The sequence below is a fragment of the Pseudomonas sp. genome, from assembly GCF_040514055.1.
Lineage (GTDB): Bacteria > Pseudomonadota > Gammaproteobacteria > Pseudomonadales > Pseudomonadaceae > Aquipseudomonas.
In genome coordinates, this window is sequence record NZ_JBEVDL010000009.1 from 66,457 (window position 1) to 83,938 (window position 17,482).

General features: G+C 65.9%; 21 protein-coding genes. 5 read left to right on the plus strand and 16 right to left on the minus strand.

The genetic code is table 11. The annotated features are described in order from the left end of the window. Window positions 1-273: 273 nt before the first annotated feature. Window positions 274-543 (minus strand): DUF3509 domain-containing protein, encoded by a 270-nt coding sequence (locus ABWY06_RS02460; protein ID WP_353923974.1) that lies wholly within the window; start codon window positions 541-543, stop codon window positions 274-276. A 345-nt stretch (window positions 544-888) separates the two neighbouring features. On the opposite strand from ABWY06_RS02460, the gene ABWY06_RS02465 reads away from it, so the two are divergent. Then, complete coding sequence (locus tag ABWY06_RS02465) at window positions 889-1,176, plus strand: DUF3509 domain-containing protein (RefSeq protein ID WP_353923975.1); 288 nt, start codon at window positions 889-891, stop codon at window positions 1,174-1,176. Between the two features lie 5 nt (window positions 1,177-1,181). Here the strand turns inward: ABWY06_RS02465 and ABWY06_RS02470 are convergent, their stop codons facing one another. From ABWY06_RS02470 to ABWY06_RS02495, 6 genes are all read right to left on the minus strand, one after another. Beyond that, window positions 1,182-1,652: a phosphate-starvation-inducible protein PsiE gene (locus ABWY06_RS02470; protein WP_353923976.1), complete on the minus strand. Its 471-nt coding sequence runs from the start codon at window positions 1,650-1,652 to the stop codon at window positions 1,182-1,184. Window positions 1,653-1,850: 198 nt separating this feature from the next. After that, on the minus strand, window positions 1,851-2,978 hold the full coding sequence (locus ABWY06_RS02475) for an aminotransferase class V-fold PLP-dependent enzyme (RefSeq protein ID WP_353923977.1): 1,128 nt from the start codon (window positions 2,976-2,978) through the stop codon (window positions 1,851-1,853). Window positions 2,979-3,059: 81 nt separating this feature from the next. Continuing rightward, a complete protein-coding gene (locus ABWY06_RS02480; protein ID WP_353923978.1) occupies window positions 3,060-3,386 on the minus strand; it encodes a DUF3325 domain-containing protein in 327 nt (108 codons plus the stop codon). Beyond that, window positions 3,386-4,903: a PepSY-associated TM helix domain-containing protein gene (locus tag ABWY06_RS02485; RefSeq protein ID WP_353923979.1), complete on the minus strand. Its 1,518-nt coding sequence runs from the start codon at window positions 4,901-4,903 to the stop codon at window positions 3,386-3,388. Before ABWY06_RS02485 ends, ABWY06_RS02480 begins: the two co-directional genes overlap by 1 nt. Further along, a complete protein-coding gene (locus ABWY06_RS02490; RefSeq protein ID WP_353923980.1) occupies window positions 4,900-5,199 on the minus strand; it encodes a DUF3649 domain-containing protein in 300 nt (99 codons plus the stop codon). Before ABWY06_RS02490 ends, ABWY06_RS02485 begins: the two co-directional genes overlap by 4 nt. Before the next feature lie 177 nt (window positions 5,200-5,376). Further along, window positions 5,377-6,276 (minus strand): sensor domain-containing diguanylate cyclase, encoded by a 900-nt coding sequence (locus ABWY06_RS02495; RefSeq protein WP_353923981.1) that lies wholly within the window; start codon window positions 6,274-6,276, stop codon window positions 5,377-5,379. A gap of 281 nt (window positions 6,277-6,557) precedes the next feature. Between ABWY06_RS02495 and ABWY06_RS02500 the strand changes: the two genes are divergently transcribed. Beyond that, the gene (locus ABWY06_RS02500; protein WP_353923982.1) at window positions 6,558-6,830 is read left to right on the plus strand and encodes a YebG family protein; all 273 of its coding nucleotides are present in this window, start codon (window positions 6,558-6,560) and stop codon (window positions 6,828-6,830) included. Between the two features lie 960 nt (window positions 6,831-7,790). Beyond that, window positions 7,791-8,681: a sterol desaturase family protein gene (locus ABWY06_RS02505; protein ID WP_353923983.1), complete on the plus strand. Its 891-nt coding sequence runs from the start codon at window positions 7,791-7,793 to the stop codon at window positions 8,679-8,681. Here ABWY06_RS02505 and ABWY06_RS02510 read toward each other — a convergent pair. After that, complete coding sequence (locus ABWY06_RS02510; RefSeq protein WP_353923984.1) at window positions 8,664-9,338, minus strand: helix-turn-helix domain-containing protein; 675 nt, start codon at window positions 9,336-9,338, stop codon at window positions 8,664-8,666. The two genes, ABWY06_RS02505 and ABWY06_RS02510, sit on opposite strands and share 18 nt — an antisense overlap. Window positions 9,339-9,436: 98 nt before the next feature. Then, complete coding sequence (locus tag ABWY06_RS02515) at window positions 9,437-10,459, minus strand: Glu/Leu/Phe/Val dehydrogenase family protein (protein ID WP_353923985.1); 1,023 nt, start codon at window positions 10,457-10,459, stop codon at window positions 9,437-9,439. Between the two features lie 108 nt (window positions 10,460-10,567). Here ABWY06_RS02515 and ABWY06_RS02520 point away from each other — a divergent pair, with 108 nt between their 5' ends. Then, window positions 10,568-11,371: a SirB1 family protein gene (locus tag ABWY06_RS02520; RefSeq protein WP_353923986.1), complete on the plus strand. Its 804-nt coding sequence runs from the start codon at window positions 10,568-10,570 to the stop codon at window positions 11,369-11,371. Between the two features lie 30 nt (window positions 11,372-11,401). Here ABWY06_RS02520 and ABWY06_RS02525 read toward each other — a convergent pair whose 3' ends face one another. The 5 genes from ABWY06_RS02525 to ABWY06_RS02545 all read right to left on the minus strand — a co-directional run bounded on the left by ABWY06_RS02525 (window position 11,402) and on the right by ABWY06_RS02545 (window position 15,763). Then, window positions 11,402-12,169 (minus strand): crotonase/enoyl-CoA hydratase family protein, encoded by a 768-nt coding sequence (locus ABWY06_RS02525; protein WP_353923987.1) that lies wholly within the window; start codon window positions 12,167-12,169, stop codon window positions 11,402-11,404. A gap of 133 nt (window positions 12,170-12,302) precedes the next feature. Beyond that, complete coding sequence (locus tag ABWY06_RS02530) at window positions 12,303-13,214, minus strand: SDR family oxidoreductase (protein ID WP_353923988.1); 912 nt, start codon at window positions 13,212-13,214, stop codon at window positions 12,303-12,305. Window positions 13,215-13,341: 127 nt separating this feature from the next. Next, window positions 13,342-13,878 carry a DUF1569 domain-containing protein gene (locus ABWY06_RS02535; RefSeq protein ID WP_353923989.1) on the minus strand — a complete coding sequence of 179 codons (537 nt, stop codon included), beginning with the start codon at window positions 13,876-13,878 and terminating at the stop codon, window positions 13,342-13,344. A 221-nt stretch (window positions 13,879-14,099) separates the two neighbouring features. Beyond that, window positions 14,100-14,984 carry an alpha/beta fold hydrolase gene (locus ABWY06_RS02540; RefSeq protein ID WP_353923990.1) on the minus strand — a complete coding sequence of 295 codons (885 nt, stop codon included), beginning with the start codon at window positions 14,982-14,984 and terminating at the stop codon, window positions 14,100-14,102. Beyond that, window positions 14,981-15,763: a class II aldolase/adducin family protein gene (locus ABWY06_RS02545; RefSeq protein ID WP_353923991.1), complete on the minus strand. Its 783-nt coding sequence runs from the start codon at window positions 15,761-15,763 to the stop codon at window positions 14,981-14,983. Before ABWY06_RS02545 ends, ABWY06_RS02540 begins: the two co-directional genes overlap by 4 nt. Before the next feature lie 222 nt (window positions 15,764-15,985). Here ABWY06_RS02545 and ABWY06_RS02550 point away from each other — a divergent pair, with 222 nt between their 5' ends. Then, a complete protein-coding gene (locus ABWY06_RS02550; RefSeq protein ID WP_353924024.1) occupies window positions 15,986-16,513 on the plus strand; it encodes a DUF3087 family protein in 528 nt (175 codons plus the stop codon). Window positions 16,514-16,543: 30 nt separating this feature from the next. Here the strand turns inward: ABWY06_RS02550 and ABWY06_RS02555 are convergent, their stop codons facing one another. Together ABWY06_RS02555 and ABWY06_RS02560 are read right to left on the minus strand one after the other, a co-directional pair. Next, window positions 16,544-17,011: a cupin domain-containing protein gene (locus ABWY06_RS02555; protein ID WP_353923992.1), complete on the minus strand. Its 468-nt coding sequence runs from the start codon at window positions 17,009-17,011 to the stop codon at window positions 16,544-16,546. Beyond that, on the minus strand, window positions 17,011-17,463 hold the full coding sequence (locus ABWY06_RS02560; RefSeq protein ID WP_353923993.1) for a flavodoxin: 453 nt from the start codon (window positions 17,461-17,463) through the stop codon (window positions 17,011-17,013). The genes ABWY06_RS02555 and ABWY06_RS02560 overlap by 1 nt, the downstream gene beginning before the upstream one ends. Window positions 17,464-17,482 lie beyond the last annotated feature (19 nt).

The window sequence follows — 17,482 nt, forward strand, 5'->3', positions numbered from 1 at the left end:
CGTTTTCCAGGTCTGCTTTGCGCGCGACTAACCCACCCTACGAACCACGACAGCAAAGCCGTACTTTGTAGGGCGGGCAGCGCCCGGCGAGGCTGCCACAGGGTTAGATTCGCGGGATTCCCCCGCCCTACCCAAGCGTCCTGCTCACAGGCGCGGGCAGGGTGGATAACGGATTTCTTATCCACCGCAGCCTCTCTGAGCGCGCGGACGTAGGGCGGCCTCGGCGCGCCGTCCGCGGTTGCCATGGCCCGCAGCCCATCCCCTACCGCGCGATCAGGCTTCGTTGGCGGCGGCGCGGCTGATCTTCGCCAGGCAGCGCATGCCCTGCCCCCGGTCGATGGCCAGGCCGAAGCGGATGCTCTGGATGCGGTGACGCAGTTTCGCCGGGTCCGCCAGTTGCTCGCCGCTGAGCATCCGCTGGGCCACGGTGACCCCCGCCTCGTGCAACGACAGGGTTACGCTGCCGTCCAGTCGCTCGATGCTGAACCTGACCTGAAATTCATCCTTGAAGCAGTCGTTCACGAATTTGAATGGGTTGTGCATCAGCGGATCATCCCTGGGTTATCGACAGTGAACTGACCAGCAAGTCAGGTGCCAAGTCGAGGATTGTGCTGATCAAGGGTCGTTAACTGGTCGGACCAGGTCGCAGGCGGGCCCGCTGTTCACGCCTGGATACCAAGGCGCTGCCCTGCTTCGGCGCACGTAGCGATTTAAATGATGTTCTGCCCATTTTCAGGGCAAGCGAACCGGCGCCCATCACCGCTCGGCCGGCGGGTCACTCCCCGCGCCTCGGCCAATCGGTCCTGGCGAAACGAACTTTAACGGCTGCTCTCGGGTCAACCTTGCCAACAGTTTTTTTGTGATGAGCTTTCAAGCCAGGAACCGGCGATGGACAATCCCCTGCACGCACTGACCGAGTTATTCCAACCCCAGTACCGGGTCAACCTCAGCCTTGAGCGCCTGGACGGCTGCCTGACCCTCAGGTTGTCGGACGCCCAGGGCCGGGTCAGCAAACACCTGATCAGCCCGGCGCAACGCCAGGATCCCGAGCAACTGCAACAGCTGATCACCCGCGTGCAGCACGAGCTCAGCCTGCGCCAGCCCACGCCGCCACCTTCGCCACCCCGCGCCCTTGGCCGCCATCGCACCGGGCGGGTCAGCGGCCTGCCGGCCTGAGCCCGCTATTTCTCCACCGGACTGCCGATCACTTGGCCCGTGGCGTCTATGGCCTTGCTGGAGGGGAATTGATAGGACGCGAAACGCACCGCCAGCACCGACAGCGCCAACAGGAAGATGCCGCCACACAGGTAGAGCAAGCCCACATCCGGGGCCTTGTGGTGGGAGACATCACCGATCAGGTAACGGGTCAGGGCGGTGATCGCGATATAGAGCAGAAAGCGGATCGGCAGGTGATTGGTCTTGAAGTAGATCCCGACCATCGCCCCCAATTCCAGGTAGATAAACAGCAGCAGTATGTCGTCGACGCTGGCCTGGCCCTTGTCGAGCATGGCCATAAAGGCGCCGACCGACGCCCAGGCAGTCACGCCGCCGATGGCGAACAGGCCCAGGTAATGGAAGCCCTCGACCAGCAAACTGCCCACCGAATTGGCACTTTTGTGCATTTGCTTGCGGCTACTTTCCGCCCATTTCATGCCCTTTACTCCACAGTCGAATGGCCCTCGGCGGCGCGCACCGGGACGGTGGCATACGCCCGCTCAGGACCCGCCCCTGGTGGGACAGGCCAGCGCGACGATGCAGAAACAAGGCCAGGTGCACCGGGTGGTCACCCAGGCACCCGCGCCAGGAAGAAAAACGCCCTGGCTGCGCGCTAGCGGCCAGGTGTGCAGGCCTTAGCCGACCTGATTGAGCGCCTGCTCCAGGCTGGCCACGGTGCGCTCGATCGCATGCAGCTTGTCCAGGCCGAACAGCCCGATGCGGAAGGTACGGAAATCCGCCGGTTCGTCGCACTGCAGCGGCACGCCGGCGGCCGTTTGCAGGCCCAGGCCGAGAAACGCCTTGCCCGACTGGATCTCGGGGTCCTGGGTGTAACTGACCACCACGCCCGGGGCCTGAAAACCCGGCGCGGCCACGCTTTTGAAGCCCTTGCGGCTCAATAGCGCACGCACCTGGTCACCCAGGGCCTGCTGCTCGGCCCGCACCTTGTCGAAGCCATAGGCTTCGGTTTCCTTCATCACGTCGCGCAGGCGCACCAGGCCATCGGTGGGCATGGTCGCGTGGTAGGCATGGCCGCCACTTTCATAGGTCTCCATGATTTGCAGCCATTTGCGCAAATCGCAGGCGAAGCTGCTGCTCTGGGTGGTTTCGATGACCTCGCGGGCGCGCTCGCCAAGCATCACCAGGGCGCAGCAGGGCGAGGCGCTCCAGCCTTTCTGCGGCGCGCTGATCAGCACGTCGACGCCGGTGGCGCGCATGTCCACCCAGATGGCGCCGGAGGCGATGCAGTCGAGCACAAAGAGCCCGCCCACCGCGTGCACGGCATCGGCCACGGCGCGCAGGTAGTCGTCCGGCAACAGCATGCCGGAGGCGGTTTCGACATGGGGCGCAAAGACCACCGCGGGGCGCTGCGCGGCGATCGCCGCCAGCACCTCCTCGAGCGGAGCCGGGGCAAAGGCCGCCTGGGAGCCCGTTTCGACCGGACGGGCCTTGAGCACCTGGGTCTGGGCGGGAATCCGGCCCATTTCGAGAATCTGGCTCCAGCGGTAACTGAACCAGCCATTGCGGATCACCAGGCAGTGCTTGTCGGTGGCGAACTGACGCGCCACCGCCTCCATACCAAAGGTGCCGCTGCCCGGCACGACGATGGCGGAGCGGGCCTGGTAGACCTGCTTAAGCACGCCGGAGATGTCCTGCATGACAGCCTGGAAACTGCGCGACATATGGTTGAGCGCGCGGTCGGTGTAGACCACGGAGTATTCGAGCAACCCCTCGGGGTCGACATGGGGCAGCAAGCCGGGCATCTGAAATCTCCTTGAATAACGGACACAAACTGAGGAGCGAACCTTAGCATGGGCGATCGCCTGGATCGCCCCGCGCGGCGCTTACCCCAGGTTCACCAGCAACAGCCCGACCACCAGCATCAGCGTCGACGACGCCCGCACCCAGCGCGGCTGCCAGGCCAGCATCGCCACCAGCAACAGGCCGGCGAGCATCAGCAGGCAGCACCAGACCACCAGGCCGATTTCCGTACCCAAGCCGGTGACGCATTGCCACAGCGCAACGGCCAGCAACAGGCACCCCAGCACCCGACCAACCCACCGGCGCCGTACTGTTGGCTCACTGCGCAGCAGTACCCGGGCATGGCGCGGCATGACCTCACAGAAGGCGAGCATGGCCATATAGGCAAACACAAAGCTTATCCACAGCATCAGACGCCCTCCTCGGCCAGGCGCTGGCGGCGTTGGGGCGCCGTCTGGGGTTGTCGGCGCGCATACCCGAGCCAGGCGCACAATACACCGACACCCAGCAGCGTCAGGTCGATGGCCGCCAGGGGCCAATCCGCCCGTCCCAGGCTGGTCAACAAGCTGCCCTGGGGCGTAAGCAACGCGTTGAGCAGCGGCAGGCCCACCGCCAGCACGCTGCCCAGCAGCAGCAAATCACGGCCCACCCGACCGCTATTGCGCCGCAGCACCGCCCACAGCGCCACCAGCAGCCAGGCCGCGACAAAGGCGTACGCCTCGGCGCTGGCCCGTTCGGCCAGGCTGCCGGGCAACAGCCGGTTGGCATACAGCAGCACCAGGCTGGCCAGCGGCAGGCCGCCGATCACCGCGCCGTTGAGGGCCCGTACCAGGCCGATGCCCGCCCCGCCGCGGGCCTCGCGTTTACGCAGCCACACCTGCAGCCCGCCCACCACCATGGCGCAACCGGCCAGCCCCATCAGCAGGTAGAGCACGCGCACCAGGCTGCCGCCGAACTGCGCCATATGCACACCGGTCATCCAGGCATAGGTCTGATAACCCGCGTCGTAGGGCTTCTGCTCGTGCAGCAACTCACCGGTGCCGGCATCGTAGGAAAGGATCCACTGAAAATCGGCGATCCGACTGCGGCTGTACTGGCGCAGGTCCACCACCGCGGCCGCGTCGGCCGGGTGATGGATGCTGACCCAACCCGCCTGATCGTTGCCCCAGCGGAGCCTGGCCTGTTCCAGCAGCGTGTCCAGCGAGACCGGCGCCGGCGCCGGCTGGTGCACTTCCTCGCGGCCGTAGCCGCCCATCACCTCGTTGAAAAACCGCTCGCCGTCGCTTTGGTACGCCACCTGCACGGCCGCCGGCATGTAAGAGGCAACGAAGATCGCCACCCCGGTGTAGGCCATCAGCAGGTGAAAGGGCAGGCCCAGCACGCCGAACAGGTTATGCGCGTCCAGCCAGGCCCGTTGGCCATTGGCAGTGGGCCGCAAGGTGAAAAAATCCTTGAAGATACGCCGGTGGATAATCACCCCGCTGACCAACGCCACCAGCATAAACATGCCGGCCAGCCCGACTATGTACATGCCGACGGTGCCGGCGTGCAGGTTGTAGTGCAGAGTAAAGAAGAACTCGCCGCCTTGGGTCTCGGCCAGGGGCGCACCCGTGGCAGGGTCCAGGGCAAAGCTGACGAACTCGCTTTCATCGGCGGGCTCGTAACCGGCGCGCCAGAACGGCTGCCGCGCATCCGCCGGACGGATCCAGAAGGCGTGCGCGTCCGGCGCCTGCTGGCTCAACCAGGCCCGCGCCTGGTCCAGCGTCAGGGTCGGCGCCCCGGGCACATGCAAGGCCGGGCGCATCCAGCGCTCCAGTTCCCGGTCGAAACAGGCCAAGCTGCCAGTGAACAGGATGACGAACAACAGCCAGCTGGGCAGCAACCCGCCCCAGGTGTGCAGGCCGGCCATGCTGCGGCGCAGGCTCATGGCCGGGCTCCGAATTCAGTCGGCAGAAACGCCGCCAGGGCCAGCAGGCCGCCCAGGCCCAGCAGCCCCAACCAGGCACGACCGGCGCTGCGCGCGGCGAAGACGTAGATGACCACCGCCGTCCACACGGCGAAGCAGGCCAGGCTGGCGAACACCGCACGGTCGCCGCGGGCCAGGGGCAAATAGACGGTCAGAAAGGCGGTCGCCGTGTACGCCAGGGCATAACCGCCCAGTACGGCGGCCAGCACCCGGGAAAGGGTGGACCAGGGAAAGTCGAGGAGACGCTGTTTGGACATAGGGAATACCGGCACGGGACGCACAAGCAGCCAGACCGGCTGCGCGGGGCGCACAAGACAACAAGGGACACAGCGGATCGATGGAGCGCCCACTGCCAACATCGCGATATGTTCTCATTCGAGAACCAATCTTGCGAAAAAAATTTGTTACCGTTGTCAGACCGACCCGCCCCGGGCTCAACCCGCCAGGGCGCGCACGCAATTACGGCCGGCGTTCTTGGCGCGGTAGAGCTGGGTATCGGCAGTCTTGAGCAGGTGCTCGAAGCTGCTGTGGTGGGTCAACTGGGCCACACCGGCACTGACAGTCACTTGCACCTCGGCGCAGTCGTTGACCGCCAGGGACTCTTCGCCCAGCAGATGAACGATGCGCTCGGCCCAGCCCTGGGCCTGCTCGATCCCGGTGTGGGGCAGGATCACGGCGAACTCCTCGCCGCCCAGGCGTCCAAAATAGTCGTTGCGCCGCAGATGCCCGCCCACCAGTTGACTGAAAGCCATCAGCACGCTGTCACCGGTGGCATGGCCGAAGCGGTCGTTGACCGCCTTGAAGTGATCGATGTCGAACATCACCAGGCTCAACGGCAGTCCATAACGCAGTGCCCTGGACACTTCGCGGTTACCCACTTCGAACAGCTTGCGACGGTTGAACACGCCGGTCAGCTCGTCGGTTTCGGCCTGCAGGCGCAGCTTCTCGGTCAACTGCTTGAGTTGGCTGATATCGGTGGCCACCAGGCCGGATGCGAACAATTGGCCGCTCAGGTCATAGACCGGAAACTTCACCGAGAGGTAATGACGCAGGCTGCCGTCGACCGGTGCGGTTTCCTCGACCAGGATCGCTTCCTCGCGTTTGAGCGCCTTCAGATCCGTGCGACGCAGCGTCCGGGCGACCTCCGGGCCGAATAACTCGAGATCGGTACGCCCGATGCAGTGGTCCCGGTGGCGCTGGAACAGGCGGGAAAACTCGTGGTTGACGAAGATATATCGGCCCTGCAAGTCCTTGGCGCCGATCACCGCCCGCGAATAGCGGGTGATGGCCTTGAAGAGCAGCAACTGGCGCGTCAGCTCATCATCGATCTGCATAAAATCCCTTCCTTGCTCCTGTACTAGGCCCTCAGCCGCCACGGCCGCAGCCCGCGTGCTGCTCTCCTTTATAGCGCGCCGCGCGGCCAAATAAAGGTTCAGGCGATGGGCGGAAAGCCCCGTCCTTAAGCGGCTGCGAGCGTGTTTGGTTGTGTTGCGCTAGACTGCGGAGCGTTTTTCAGCCGCCGGGAATTGGCACTATCCAAGCCATCGGCGCTTCTTTATACTGTACAAATAAACAGTAATATCAACCCGCAGCGTGAAGGCAAATGAGGTGATGAATGGCCGTCGAAGTGGTGTACCGCAGCAGCCGAGACCTGGAGCGTTTGTTCATGGATAAAGCCGAAGCCGATCGACATGACAAGATGCTGGAGCTGGCCGAGCTGCTGAGCGATGTGTTGCACAAAGCCGTGCCATCGCTCAACGAGCAGCAAGGCGAGGAACTGGGTATTTACATGGCGAAAAATCGCGACGTATTTGCCCGCGCCTTCAAGAACCAGGCAGATGCCTTGAACGAGCTGATCAGCCCAACGGCCGACCCCGCGGACGAGTAACGCGCCGGGCCCGTTAAAGCTCCCGAGCCACAGCGCAGCTGGATTCCCCCGCTCGCGGGAACGATGGTGAAACGACTCGACCTCCACACCCCGCCCTGCCCACGCAAACGTGGTATCCAGAGACTTCGGCGCACCTGGGTTCCCGCCTTCGCGGGAACGACGGCGAAGTTATCCACCTCCATAGATACCCGCCCTGCCCACGCCGACGTGGCAGCCAGAGCCGTCAGTACAACCGGGCTTGCACCTTTGCGGGATCGACGGTGAAACGACTCGGCCTCCCATACCCCGTCATACCCGCGCAGGTGGATATCCAGAACCTTTAGCGCAGATGGATTTCCGCCTGCGCGGCAACGACGGCGAAGTTATCCGCCTCCATAGATACCCGCCCTGCCCACGCAAACGTGGTATCCAGAGACTTCGGCGCACCTGGGTTCCCGCCTTCGCGGGATCGACGGTGAAACGACTCGACCTCCCACACCCCGTCATACCCGCGCAGGCGGGTATCCAGTGCCTTTAGCGCATATCAGGTCCCGACCTCGCGGGAACGATGGCGAAGTTATCCGCCTCCATAGACACCCGTCCTACCCACGCCGACACGGTATACAGAGCCGTCAGTACAACCGGGCTTGCACCTTTGCGGCAACGACGGCGAAGTTATCCGCCTCCATAGACACCCGCCCTGCCCACGCCGACACGGTATCCAGAGCCGTCAGTACAACCGGGCTTGCACCTTTGCGGGATCGACGGTGAAACGACTCGGCCTCCCATACCCCGTCATACCCGCGCAGGCGGGTATCCAGAGCCTTTAGCGCAGCAGAGTTGCCGGCCTCGCGGGATCGACGGTGAAATCACCCGACCTCGAGGATCGAGCGTGCCGCGTCAGGGCATGCGTGCTTTGTTCAAGCGTTCGGCCGCTGTGCCGCCCCATGCTGCGGGTGACCAATCACCCCGGGGAACCCCATGCGCTACCTCTACGCTCCGAGCTTTTGCTTCGGCTTTATCGGCCTGGCACTGTGGCTGATCGGCTATGGCCAGCACAGCCTTTGGTGGCTGCCGGCCTTGCTGCTGTGCGCCATCAGCCTGTCCTTTCTCGCCGAAGCGCTGCTGCCTTTCCAACCGGCCTGGAACCAGCCGAGGCAAGACCGCTGGCGCGATATGCTGCATGCCGGCATCAACGAAGGCCTTACCGTCTGTGGGCTGGCCAGCCTGCCGCTGCTCGCCGGCGTGCTGCCTGCCAGCCACCTCTGGCCCCAGACCTGGCCGCTGTGGCTGCAACTGCTGCTGACCATCGCCGTGGCCGATCTGGGCATCACCCTGATGCACTGGCTCAGTCACCGCAGCGCCTTGCTCTGGCGCCTGCACGCCGTGCACCACAGCGTCCGTCGCCTGTATGGCTTGAATGGCCTGCTGAAACACCCGTTGCATCAGGCCCTGGAAGCGCTGGCCGGCACCGCCCCCCTGCTGCTGCTGGGCATGCCGCCAGTGATCGCCGCGCTGCTGGCCTTCGCCATTGCCGTGCAACTGCTGTTGCAGCACAGCAATGTCGACATGCGCATCGGCGCCCTGCGTCATCTGTTCGCCTGGGCGCCGGTACACCGGTTTCACCATCTGAAGTACGGCCAGGTCGGTGACGTCAACTTCGCCCTGTTCTTCAGCGTCTGGGATCGCCTGCTGGGTACCCATTTCCGCCATCCGGGTTACCGGCTCGCCCCGGACGACCTTGGCATCGGCAGCCAGCCGAACTACCCCGATGCCTATCTGGCGCAGCTGCTCGAACCGTTTAGAACGCCAATGCGTGCCTCGCGGCCCTGCCCTGTCCCCGCCGCATTGCGCTCACTCGAGCAGCCGTAGCTGAAGGTGCCGCAGGCTGTGGTCGGCGCGGATGCCGAACATGGCACGCACGGTGCGGGACAAATGCGCCGAATCGGCAAAGCCGGCGCCATGGGCGGCGGCGGTAAGGGGAGCACCATCCAGCGCCAGACGCAGGGCCAGGCGCAGCCGACGCCACAACACCAGACGCCGCACGGACAGCCCGACCTGAGCCCCGAACAGGCGCTGCAATTGGCTGAGCGACAGACTCACCTCGCGTGCCAAGCCAGCGGCCTCGACCTTGCCCTGCAGCCGCCGATCCAGGGCGTGCAAGGCCTGCTCGACACGCGGGTCAAGAACCTTGCGCTCGACCTGCGCCATGCGAGCGGCCAGCACCTCCAGTTCGGCGGGGGCCTGGGCCAAGGCCGCACGCAGTGGTGGGACGTCGAAGGCCAGCGGCTCGGCATAGACGGCCACCAGCGGTTGGTTGGCCTCGGCAAAGGCATGGGGCTGCAGCGATTCGATCAGGACAAAGGGTGCGCTCAGACGCTGATCGGTCAGTGCCACGCGCAGCGGCCCGTCCCGCCCCAGCATGGCCTGATGGGCATAGTGGGCATGCACGCCGGTATGCCCGGACAGCCCGGCGAATAGGCAGTAATCGCGCGCCAACCACAAGGCGCCTTGCCACCTCTGCACCACCGGCGCGCTCCCGCATCAGGTATCCGCCAGCAGCAATACCCGCTTGTGCCAACCACCGCAACCCCGACGCCCGGCCACGGCGAGGTCTACAGGTGGATTCAGTCGGGATACAACAAACGCTCGGCCAGCTCATCGGCGATCCGTGCCGGGGAACGCTTGTCGGCCTGGGCCTGGCCGTAGAGTTCGGCCAGCCGCTGGGGGATCCGCGCCAGGTGCGCGGTGACGGCCACGGCGTCCTGTCCGCGATGGGTCAGGGCAGCCTGGATCAAGCCCCCGGCGTTGATGACGTAATCCGGGGCATAGAGGATGCCACGCCGCTCCAGCTCATCGGCCATGTCCGGGCTGGCGAGCTGGTTGTTCGCCGCACCCGCCACCGCGCAACAGCGCAGTTGGGCGATGCTGGCGGGGTTCAGCACCGCGCCCAGCCCACAGGGCGCAAAAATGTCGCAGGGCACCGCGAAAATCCCCTCGGGGTCCAGTCCCCGCGCGCCGAACTGCTCGACTGCCAGGCTGACCCGCCCGGGATCGAGGTCGCTGACCAGCAACTCGGTACCGACCGCATGCAGCTGTTCGGCCAGGGCATAGCCTACATTGCCCAGGCCCTGGATGACCACGCGCAAGCCCTGCAGATCATTGCTGCCCAGGCGCGCCTTGGCCGTGGCGCGCAGGCCGGCGAACAGCCCCAGGGCGGTCTGCACGCTGGGGTCTGCGCTGCGGGTGGTGCTGGTCACATACCGGGTGTGCTGGGCCACGCAGTCCATGTCAGCGCTCGAGGTGCCGCTGTCCGTGGCGGTGATGTAGTTGCCCTGTAACGTTTCGACAAACCGGCCGAAGGCTTCGAACAGCGCCCCGCGGCTGGCGACGTGCGGCGGGCGGATCAGCACCGCCTGGCCGCCGCCCAGCGCCAGTCCCGCGAGGGCCGCCTTGTAACTCATGCCCTGGGCCAGGCGCGCCGCGTCACGCAGGGCACTGGTTTGGTCGGGGTAGGCCAGATAGCGGCAGCCGCCCAACGCAGGTCCGAGGCAGGTACTGTGGATGGCGATAATGGCTTTCAGGCCGGTGGCCGGATCGTGCGCCAGGTGCAGCGTTTCCAGGCGGGTCGCTTCCATAACGGCGAACATGCGGTGGCTCCCTTGCTGGTCATTTCATCCAGTATAGGTGTGACCGCTGGCGGGACTGGACGGGGGCACGGCGGCCGGCTACAAGCTAAGTGCCCATGGGAGAATTAGATGAACCCGCGCCACGCCTGCCTTGCCTGCCTCGACCGCGATCCACCGGCGGTATTCGAAGCCGCGCTGTGGATTGCCGTCGAACATGACCCGGCCTTGCAACCCGCTCAGGTACTGCAGGACATCAACACGCTGCAGCTGCAAGTCAGCGCCGGTCTGCCAACGGGCAGCGCAGCGGAACAGGCGCAAGCGCTGCTGCGCCGGCTCAATGCCCTGGACTTCCATGAGGACGATGACAACCCACCGCATCCCCAGGCGGCCTTGCTGCACCGGGTGCTGCAGAGCCGCCGTGGGCAACCGCTGTCACTGGCACTGATTGCCCTGGAGTTGGCCCGGCGCTTGCTGATCCCACTGGTGGGGGTGAATTTCCCCGGGCATTTTCTGCTGCGGGTACCGGGGGCCGATCACCTGCTGGACCCTTGCGGCGGCCGGCGCCTGTATACCCGCGACTGCCGTGAGCTGTTGCACCGTCAGCTCGGGCCCCAGGCCGTGCTGAGCGGCGGGCATCTGCACAGTTGCGACGCCCGGGGCCTGTTGCAGCGCCTGTCGCGCAATCTGCGCCATCTGTACCAGCAAGACGGCGACTACCTGTCGGCCCTCAAGGATGCCGAGCGGGTGCTGCAGCTGGGCCCGCCGACGGTGGTCGACCACCTGGCCCGTGCCGAGCTGTACCAGCAACTGGCGTGCCCCCAGGCGGAACGTTATGACCTGCAACACGCGCTGCTGCTCACCGAGGACCCGGCTCAGCGGCTGCAGCTGACCCAGCGCCTGCGCCTGCTGACCCGGGTCCCGGCGCTGCATTGAGGCAGTCGGAACAGAACCGCCGTGACTTTTTCAAAAACGTCCGTGGCGACCCTGTCCGGCGCTGAAGCGCAGGGCGCCGTCGCGTGTTTCGCCGCTGTCGATCACCGCCAAGCCACCGACGAATTCCGCCTCCAGCGCCTGGGCCAGCGGCAGGTCCCATTGCCCCTGCACACTGGCCCGGTCGGCCAGCATGCAGCGCTGGGGGAACGCGGCGATTTCCCGGGCCAACTGCACGGCCGCCTGGCGCGCCGATCCGGCGGCCACCACGCGATTGACCAGGCCCATGGCCAGCGCCTCTTCGGCGTGCACGGGGCGGCCGGTGAGCACCAGGTCCAGGGCACGGCCCTGGCCGATCAGCCGCGGCAGGCGGACGGTGCCGCCGTCGATCAGCGGCACGCCAAAGCGCCGGCAGAACACCCCCAGCACCGCATCCTCGGCCATCACCCGCAGGTCGGCCAGCAACGCCAGTTCCAGTCCGCCGGCGACGGCATGCCCTTCGATCGCGGCGATCAAGGGCTTGCTCAGCTGCAAGCGGCTGGGCCCCATGGGCGCATCGCCCTGGCGGTCGAGGCGATTGGCCCGCGCGGGGTCTTCGGCCAGCGCCTTCAAGTCGGCCCCGGCACAAAAGGTCCCGCCGGCCCCGGTCAATACCGCGACCCGGGCCGTCGGGTCCAGCTCGAACGCCCGTAAGGCCGCCGTCAGGGCGGCGGCGGTGGGACCGTCCACGGCGTTGCGCGCCGGGACGCGGTCGATGGTAAGGACCGTCACCGGGCCTTCGATTTCGATCAGAACGGACATAGGCGGTTCCTGTTGGCGATGGGCATGAAAAAGCCGGCCCAGGGGCCGGCTTCTTATCTTAGGGCCTGTGGATATTAGCCACACCCCCGGGGAAATCCGCCAGATGACCGAATGACCGCCCAGGGCGGCCGGATCAGCCGCTGTATTTTTGCAGATTGGCCAACATGGCCTGCATCGCCTGCAGATTGTCCGCCGGGTGGCTGGCGCCCTCGAAATCGCAGATACGCTGCCAGCATTCGGCGACATCCTCGGGGCTGAAGCCCACACGCGGATCGAAGCCGGCGCCGTTGCTGCGCTCCCAACGCACCTTGCCGATCCAGCCGCCACCGACTTCGAACAGGCCACCGGTGTCCTCGCAGGACTCGCTGCCGAGGAACACCACCAGGGGGCTGACCAACTCGGGCTTGAGCTGCTCGAACACCTGGGGCGGAATCAGCCCTTCGGTCATGCGCGTGCCGCCCGTGGGGGCGATGGCGTTGACCAGGATATTGTTCTTGCGCCCTTCCAGGGCCAGGGTGCGGGTCAGGCCATACAGGCCCAGCTTGGCCATGCCGTAGTTGGACTGACCGAAGTTGCCGTAGATGCCCGAGGTCGAGGCGGTGAAGATCACCCGCCCATAACCCTGCTCGCGCAGGTGCGGCCAGGCGGCGCGGGTGACCTTGTAGGCGCCCTCGACGTGCACCTTGTAAACCAGGTCCCAGTCGGCGTCTTCCATCTTGTGGAAGGTCTTGTCGCGCAGGATGCCGGCGTTGTTGACCAGCACGTCGACGCGGCCGAACGCATCCAGGGCGTGTTGCACGATCTTGTCGCCGTCGATCACCGAATCGTGGTTGGCCACGGCGGTACCGCCGGCTTCACGGATTTCCGCCACCACCCGATCGGCCGCCGAAGCATTGGCGCCTTCGCCATGGGTGCTGCCGCCCAGGTCGTTGACCACCACCCGCGCCCCGTGGCGGGCGAACAGCAGGGCATGGGCGCGGCCCAGGCCACCCCCGGCCCCGGTGACTATCACGACTTTGTCTTCGAACCGAACGGCTTGGCTCATGCAACATGACTCCTGGACAGGCATTGGGTCAGCGAGTGTCGTTCAGCGCCGTTCTGGTCACAAGCAAAACCGCTCAAAACGGATTCGCCTGAATGGCAGCCGATAAGCCAGTGCGATGCCCGCGGGTTCAAGCCAGGCCGCGCAACTCGCTGAGGTGGTTGTACAGGTGCAGCACATGGGCCTGGGCATACTCCGCGTGACTGAGCACGCCATAGGCAAAATGCGGCGCCAGCGGCCCCGGGTGCGCGGCGAAGCGCTCAAAGGCCTGTTGCAGGCGCAGCAAGGCCTGGTCCTGGTCGGCCGGCAGGTCCAGCACCGCCGCACCGGGGATGGGTTGGTCGAGTGCATGGCGCATCGCCCCGCGGGCGGAAAACACCTCGAATACCGCCGGGCCAAGGGTCTGGCGGAACCAGGCAGGCTTGAGTTCGGGATAACCGTCCAGGGAGTATTCGATGCTCTGCGCGCAGTGGTTGAACACCGCGGCGACGCTCCAGGCGCCCTCGCTGCGCAGCGCCCGCCCCTGCAGGCCCTGCAGCAGCGGCTGCACCGAGGCCAGGCGCAGGTCCGCCGGCACCTCGCCCACGGGCAGCGCCCAGAAGCCGGCGCCCAGGGCTCCGGCGGTGGCGCCCAGGGCGCCTAGTTGCAGCAATCGACGACGGCGCATCTACGCACCTCCAGAAAAAATATCGACAACGGCGCGTCAGGGCTCCGCCAGGGCAGCAATCGACGGCGACACATCAACCCACCTCCAGAAAAAATATCGACAGCGGCGCGTCAGGGCTCCGCCAGGGCAGCAATCGACGGCGACACATCAACCCACCTCCAGAAAAAATATCGACAGCGGCGCGTCAGGGCTCCGCCAGGGCAGCAATCGACGGCGACACATCAACGCACGTCCAGGGCCGTACGAAACGCCAGGTAATGGGCCAGCACCTGGTCAGGGGCCTCGGTCTGCGGGTAATGCCCGATACCGTCCAACAGCACCGTGTCGGGCTGTGGGATCAACTCCCGGTAGCGCGCCACCATATGCGCGCCGGAGATCGGGTCCACCGCGCCGTCGATCACCCGCAGCGGCACCTCGCCGGTCTGCATCGCCGTTACCCAGCGTTCGCGCTGGACACGGCGCTCGGGGATGTAGTGGATCAACCGGTGCATCACCCCGGGGCCGTCATGGGCCGCGATCAGGCTCCAGAAATCGTCCAGTTCGGCCGCGCCCGGACAAGTATCCGGACCGAATACCTGGCGAAAGCTGGCCGCCAGCTTGCGACGGCTGAACAGCCGACCGATCAGCGGCCCCAGCGGACTGAGCAGCAGTTTTTGCACCAGCACCGGGCGGTGTGTTTCGGGAAACAGCCCGCCGTTGAGAAACACGCAGCTGGCGATCTGTACCCGTTGCTCGCAGTGCCGCGCCAGCAGCTCCTGGGCCACGCTGTCGCCGTAATCGTGGGCCAGCACGTGCACCGGCCCTTGAATGTCCAGGTGCGCCAGCAGGGCCTGCTGGATATCCGCCTGCTCGATCAGTCGATAGGCATGGCCACGGGGTTTGGCCGAGTCGCCGAAGCCCAGCATGTCGCAGGCGATGACCCGGTAACGCTGTGCCAGCGGCTGCCAGAGGTAGTGCCAGTCCCAACTGGCGGTGGGAAAGCCATGGATCAGCAGCAGCGGTTCGGCCTGGGGGTCACCGGCCACCCAGTAACGCAAGCCATGGCCCTGAAAATCGAAAGACTGGCCCTGAGCGCGCCAGGTCGCCAGGGGAATGCCAGCCATCATGCGCGGTAGCCGGGGTTGTGCTGATCCAGTTTGCGCAGCAAGGCGGGCCAGGCCATTTGCCCGCCCATGCCCTGGCTGCTGCGCATCACGCCGGCGATCATGGCCTGGGCGCCGTCGAGGATCGGCTGGGGAATATGGATCAGTTCGGCGCCGCCGCCCTGGGCCATCACCTGCACCTCACAGGCCCGCTGCAGGGTGAACATCATCAAAAAGGCGTCGGCGATGCTGGCCGCGCAGGTCATCAGGCCGTGATTGGGCAGGATCATGAAATTGCTCGGTCCCAGGTCCGCCTGCAACCGGGCTTTTTCCTCGTGGTTCAGCGCCACGCCCTCATAGCCGTGGTAGGACAGGCTGGACAGCACGAACAGGGACTGCTGGGACAGCGGCAACAGGCCCTGTTTTTGCGCCGACACGGCGATGCCGGCGGCGGTGTGGGTGTGCAGCACGCACACCACGTCATGGCGCACCTCGTGGACGGCGCTGTGAATGGTGTAACCGGCCGGATTGATCTCGTAGGGGCTGTCCATGCGTTTGACGCCCTCGAGGTCGACCTTGACCAGGCTGGAGGCGGTGATCTCATGGAACATCAACCCGAAGGGATTGATCAGGAAGTCCTCGGTACCGGGCACCTTGGCCGAGATATGGGTGAAGATCAGGTCGTCCCAGCCGTGCAGGGCGACCAGCCGGTAACAGGCCGCCAGATCGACCCTGGCCTGCCATTCGGCGGCGGAAACCTGATCCTGGACATTCAGAGTGGGCAGCGCATGGACAGCGGTCATGGTGATCTTCCTCGGCCTTTCTGGTTGGAGACTGCCGAGAGTCTAGCGAGGGACGCCCGGAAGGCGAGTTGCCCTGGCAGCCAGCTTAATGACCTTGCGAGTCAAAACCGCCCGGCACGTCGGATGGGCCTGCCCGCCGCAGGCGCGAGCGTTCGCCGCGACGGCAGCGGTGCTGGCGGGTGATAATGGCCGGCGATCTTTCCGCGGAGCGACACGTCTGTGATATTCGAACTTCAACCCTGGGATCCCGAGCTGTACCGCCGGCAGACCCGACGCATCACCCTGGCCATCGTCGTCAGCTTCGTGCTGTTGGCCCTGGTCTGCTCGACCCTGGCGGTGCAGCTGTTGGGTACCCCCGGGGGCGACAATTTCCGCTGCAACCTGGGCGGTGTGCTGGTGGCGGCGGCGCTCACGCTGCTGCTGGTGCGCGGCCACCTCTGGACACAGGCCTGGATGGCCCCGGCGGTCTATGGCTGGCGGCTCAAGCGCAGCCTGATGCGCGTGACCAACGTCATGCACCAGGTCACCGCCGGGGTCGCCGCCGAGGATGCAACGGCGATGAAGCTGCTGCGCTTTTATCACCTGGGGCTGACCCAGATGTACCAACTGGATGCCAATACCAGCGCCCTCAGCCAAGCCGTGCGGGAGATCGATCAGCACCAGGCACGGATGCAGGCCCTGAGGTTGGACATCGACCAGCCCGGTCTCGAAAGCGCCTGGCTGGAGCACGTGGCCAAAGGCGTTGCCTGAGTCGCCGTCAGCCCGGCGTTGGCAGAACGCTTAGAGAAACTCGGGGTGCAGGCGCTCCAGGTGCGGCCAGGCGCGCCGCGCCTGGTCGTCCTCGGCCAGCAAGGTAAAGCCAGCGAACTCGAAAGCCGGCGACAGGGTGCAGCCCACCAGGGTAAAGCCGCCGCACGAACGCGAGGCCTGCCAGGACTGAGCCGGCACCGCCCGTTGTGGCAGGCAATCGACGCCGACCGGTCCCAGCAATTCGCTGCGCAGCGACTGCGACGCTTCGGCGATCCACAGCTGCAACGGCGCCCCTTCGTAGAAATGCCAGAGTTCCTCGACGTCCAGCCGGTGCCAACGCCCCACCACACCGGCCGGCAGCAGGAACAGGATGGCACTGGCGCAGGCCCGTCCGCCCGGCAAGCGTTGCGCCGACTCGAAGACCCGCCGGTAAAACCCACCCTCGGGATGGGGCACCAACTGCAGCGACCGAATAAGCTCGGCTGCGCGCGGTTCCATCAAGGCTGCAGCGCCGCGGCGAACGCCGCCAACCAGGCTTCGGCGTCGGTTTCCGGCGTCACCGTTTCGCTCGCGTCCAGGCGCAAGATGGGCTGAACTTCACGGATACCCAGTTCGGCGAACAGTTCGCCCAGCAGTTCGCCGCCGGCGCAGTAGGTATCGCCATAACTGGAGTCGCCCAGGGCGATCACGCCGCCCGGGCAGCCCCGCCAGGCCGGCAGGCGATCGCGCAAGGCGGCATACAGCGGTTGCAGGTTGTCCGGCAGCTCGCCCATTCCGGTGGTCGAGGTGACGCCCAGGAAGGCCGCGGGGCCAAAAGCCAGCAGTTCCTCCAGCGTGGCCCGCGGGTTGTGCCAGGCCTCGAAGCCCGCCAGTTTGAGTACCCGTTCGGCGTGACGGGCGACTTCTTCGGCGGTACCGTAGACCGAGCCGGAGAGGATCGCGATTTTCATGGGTAAAACTCCATAAACA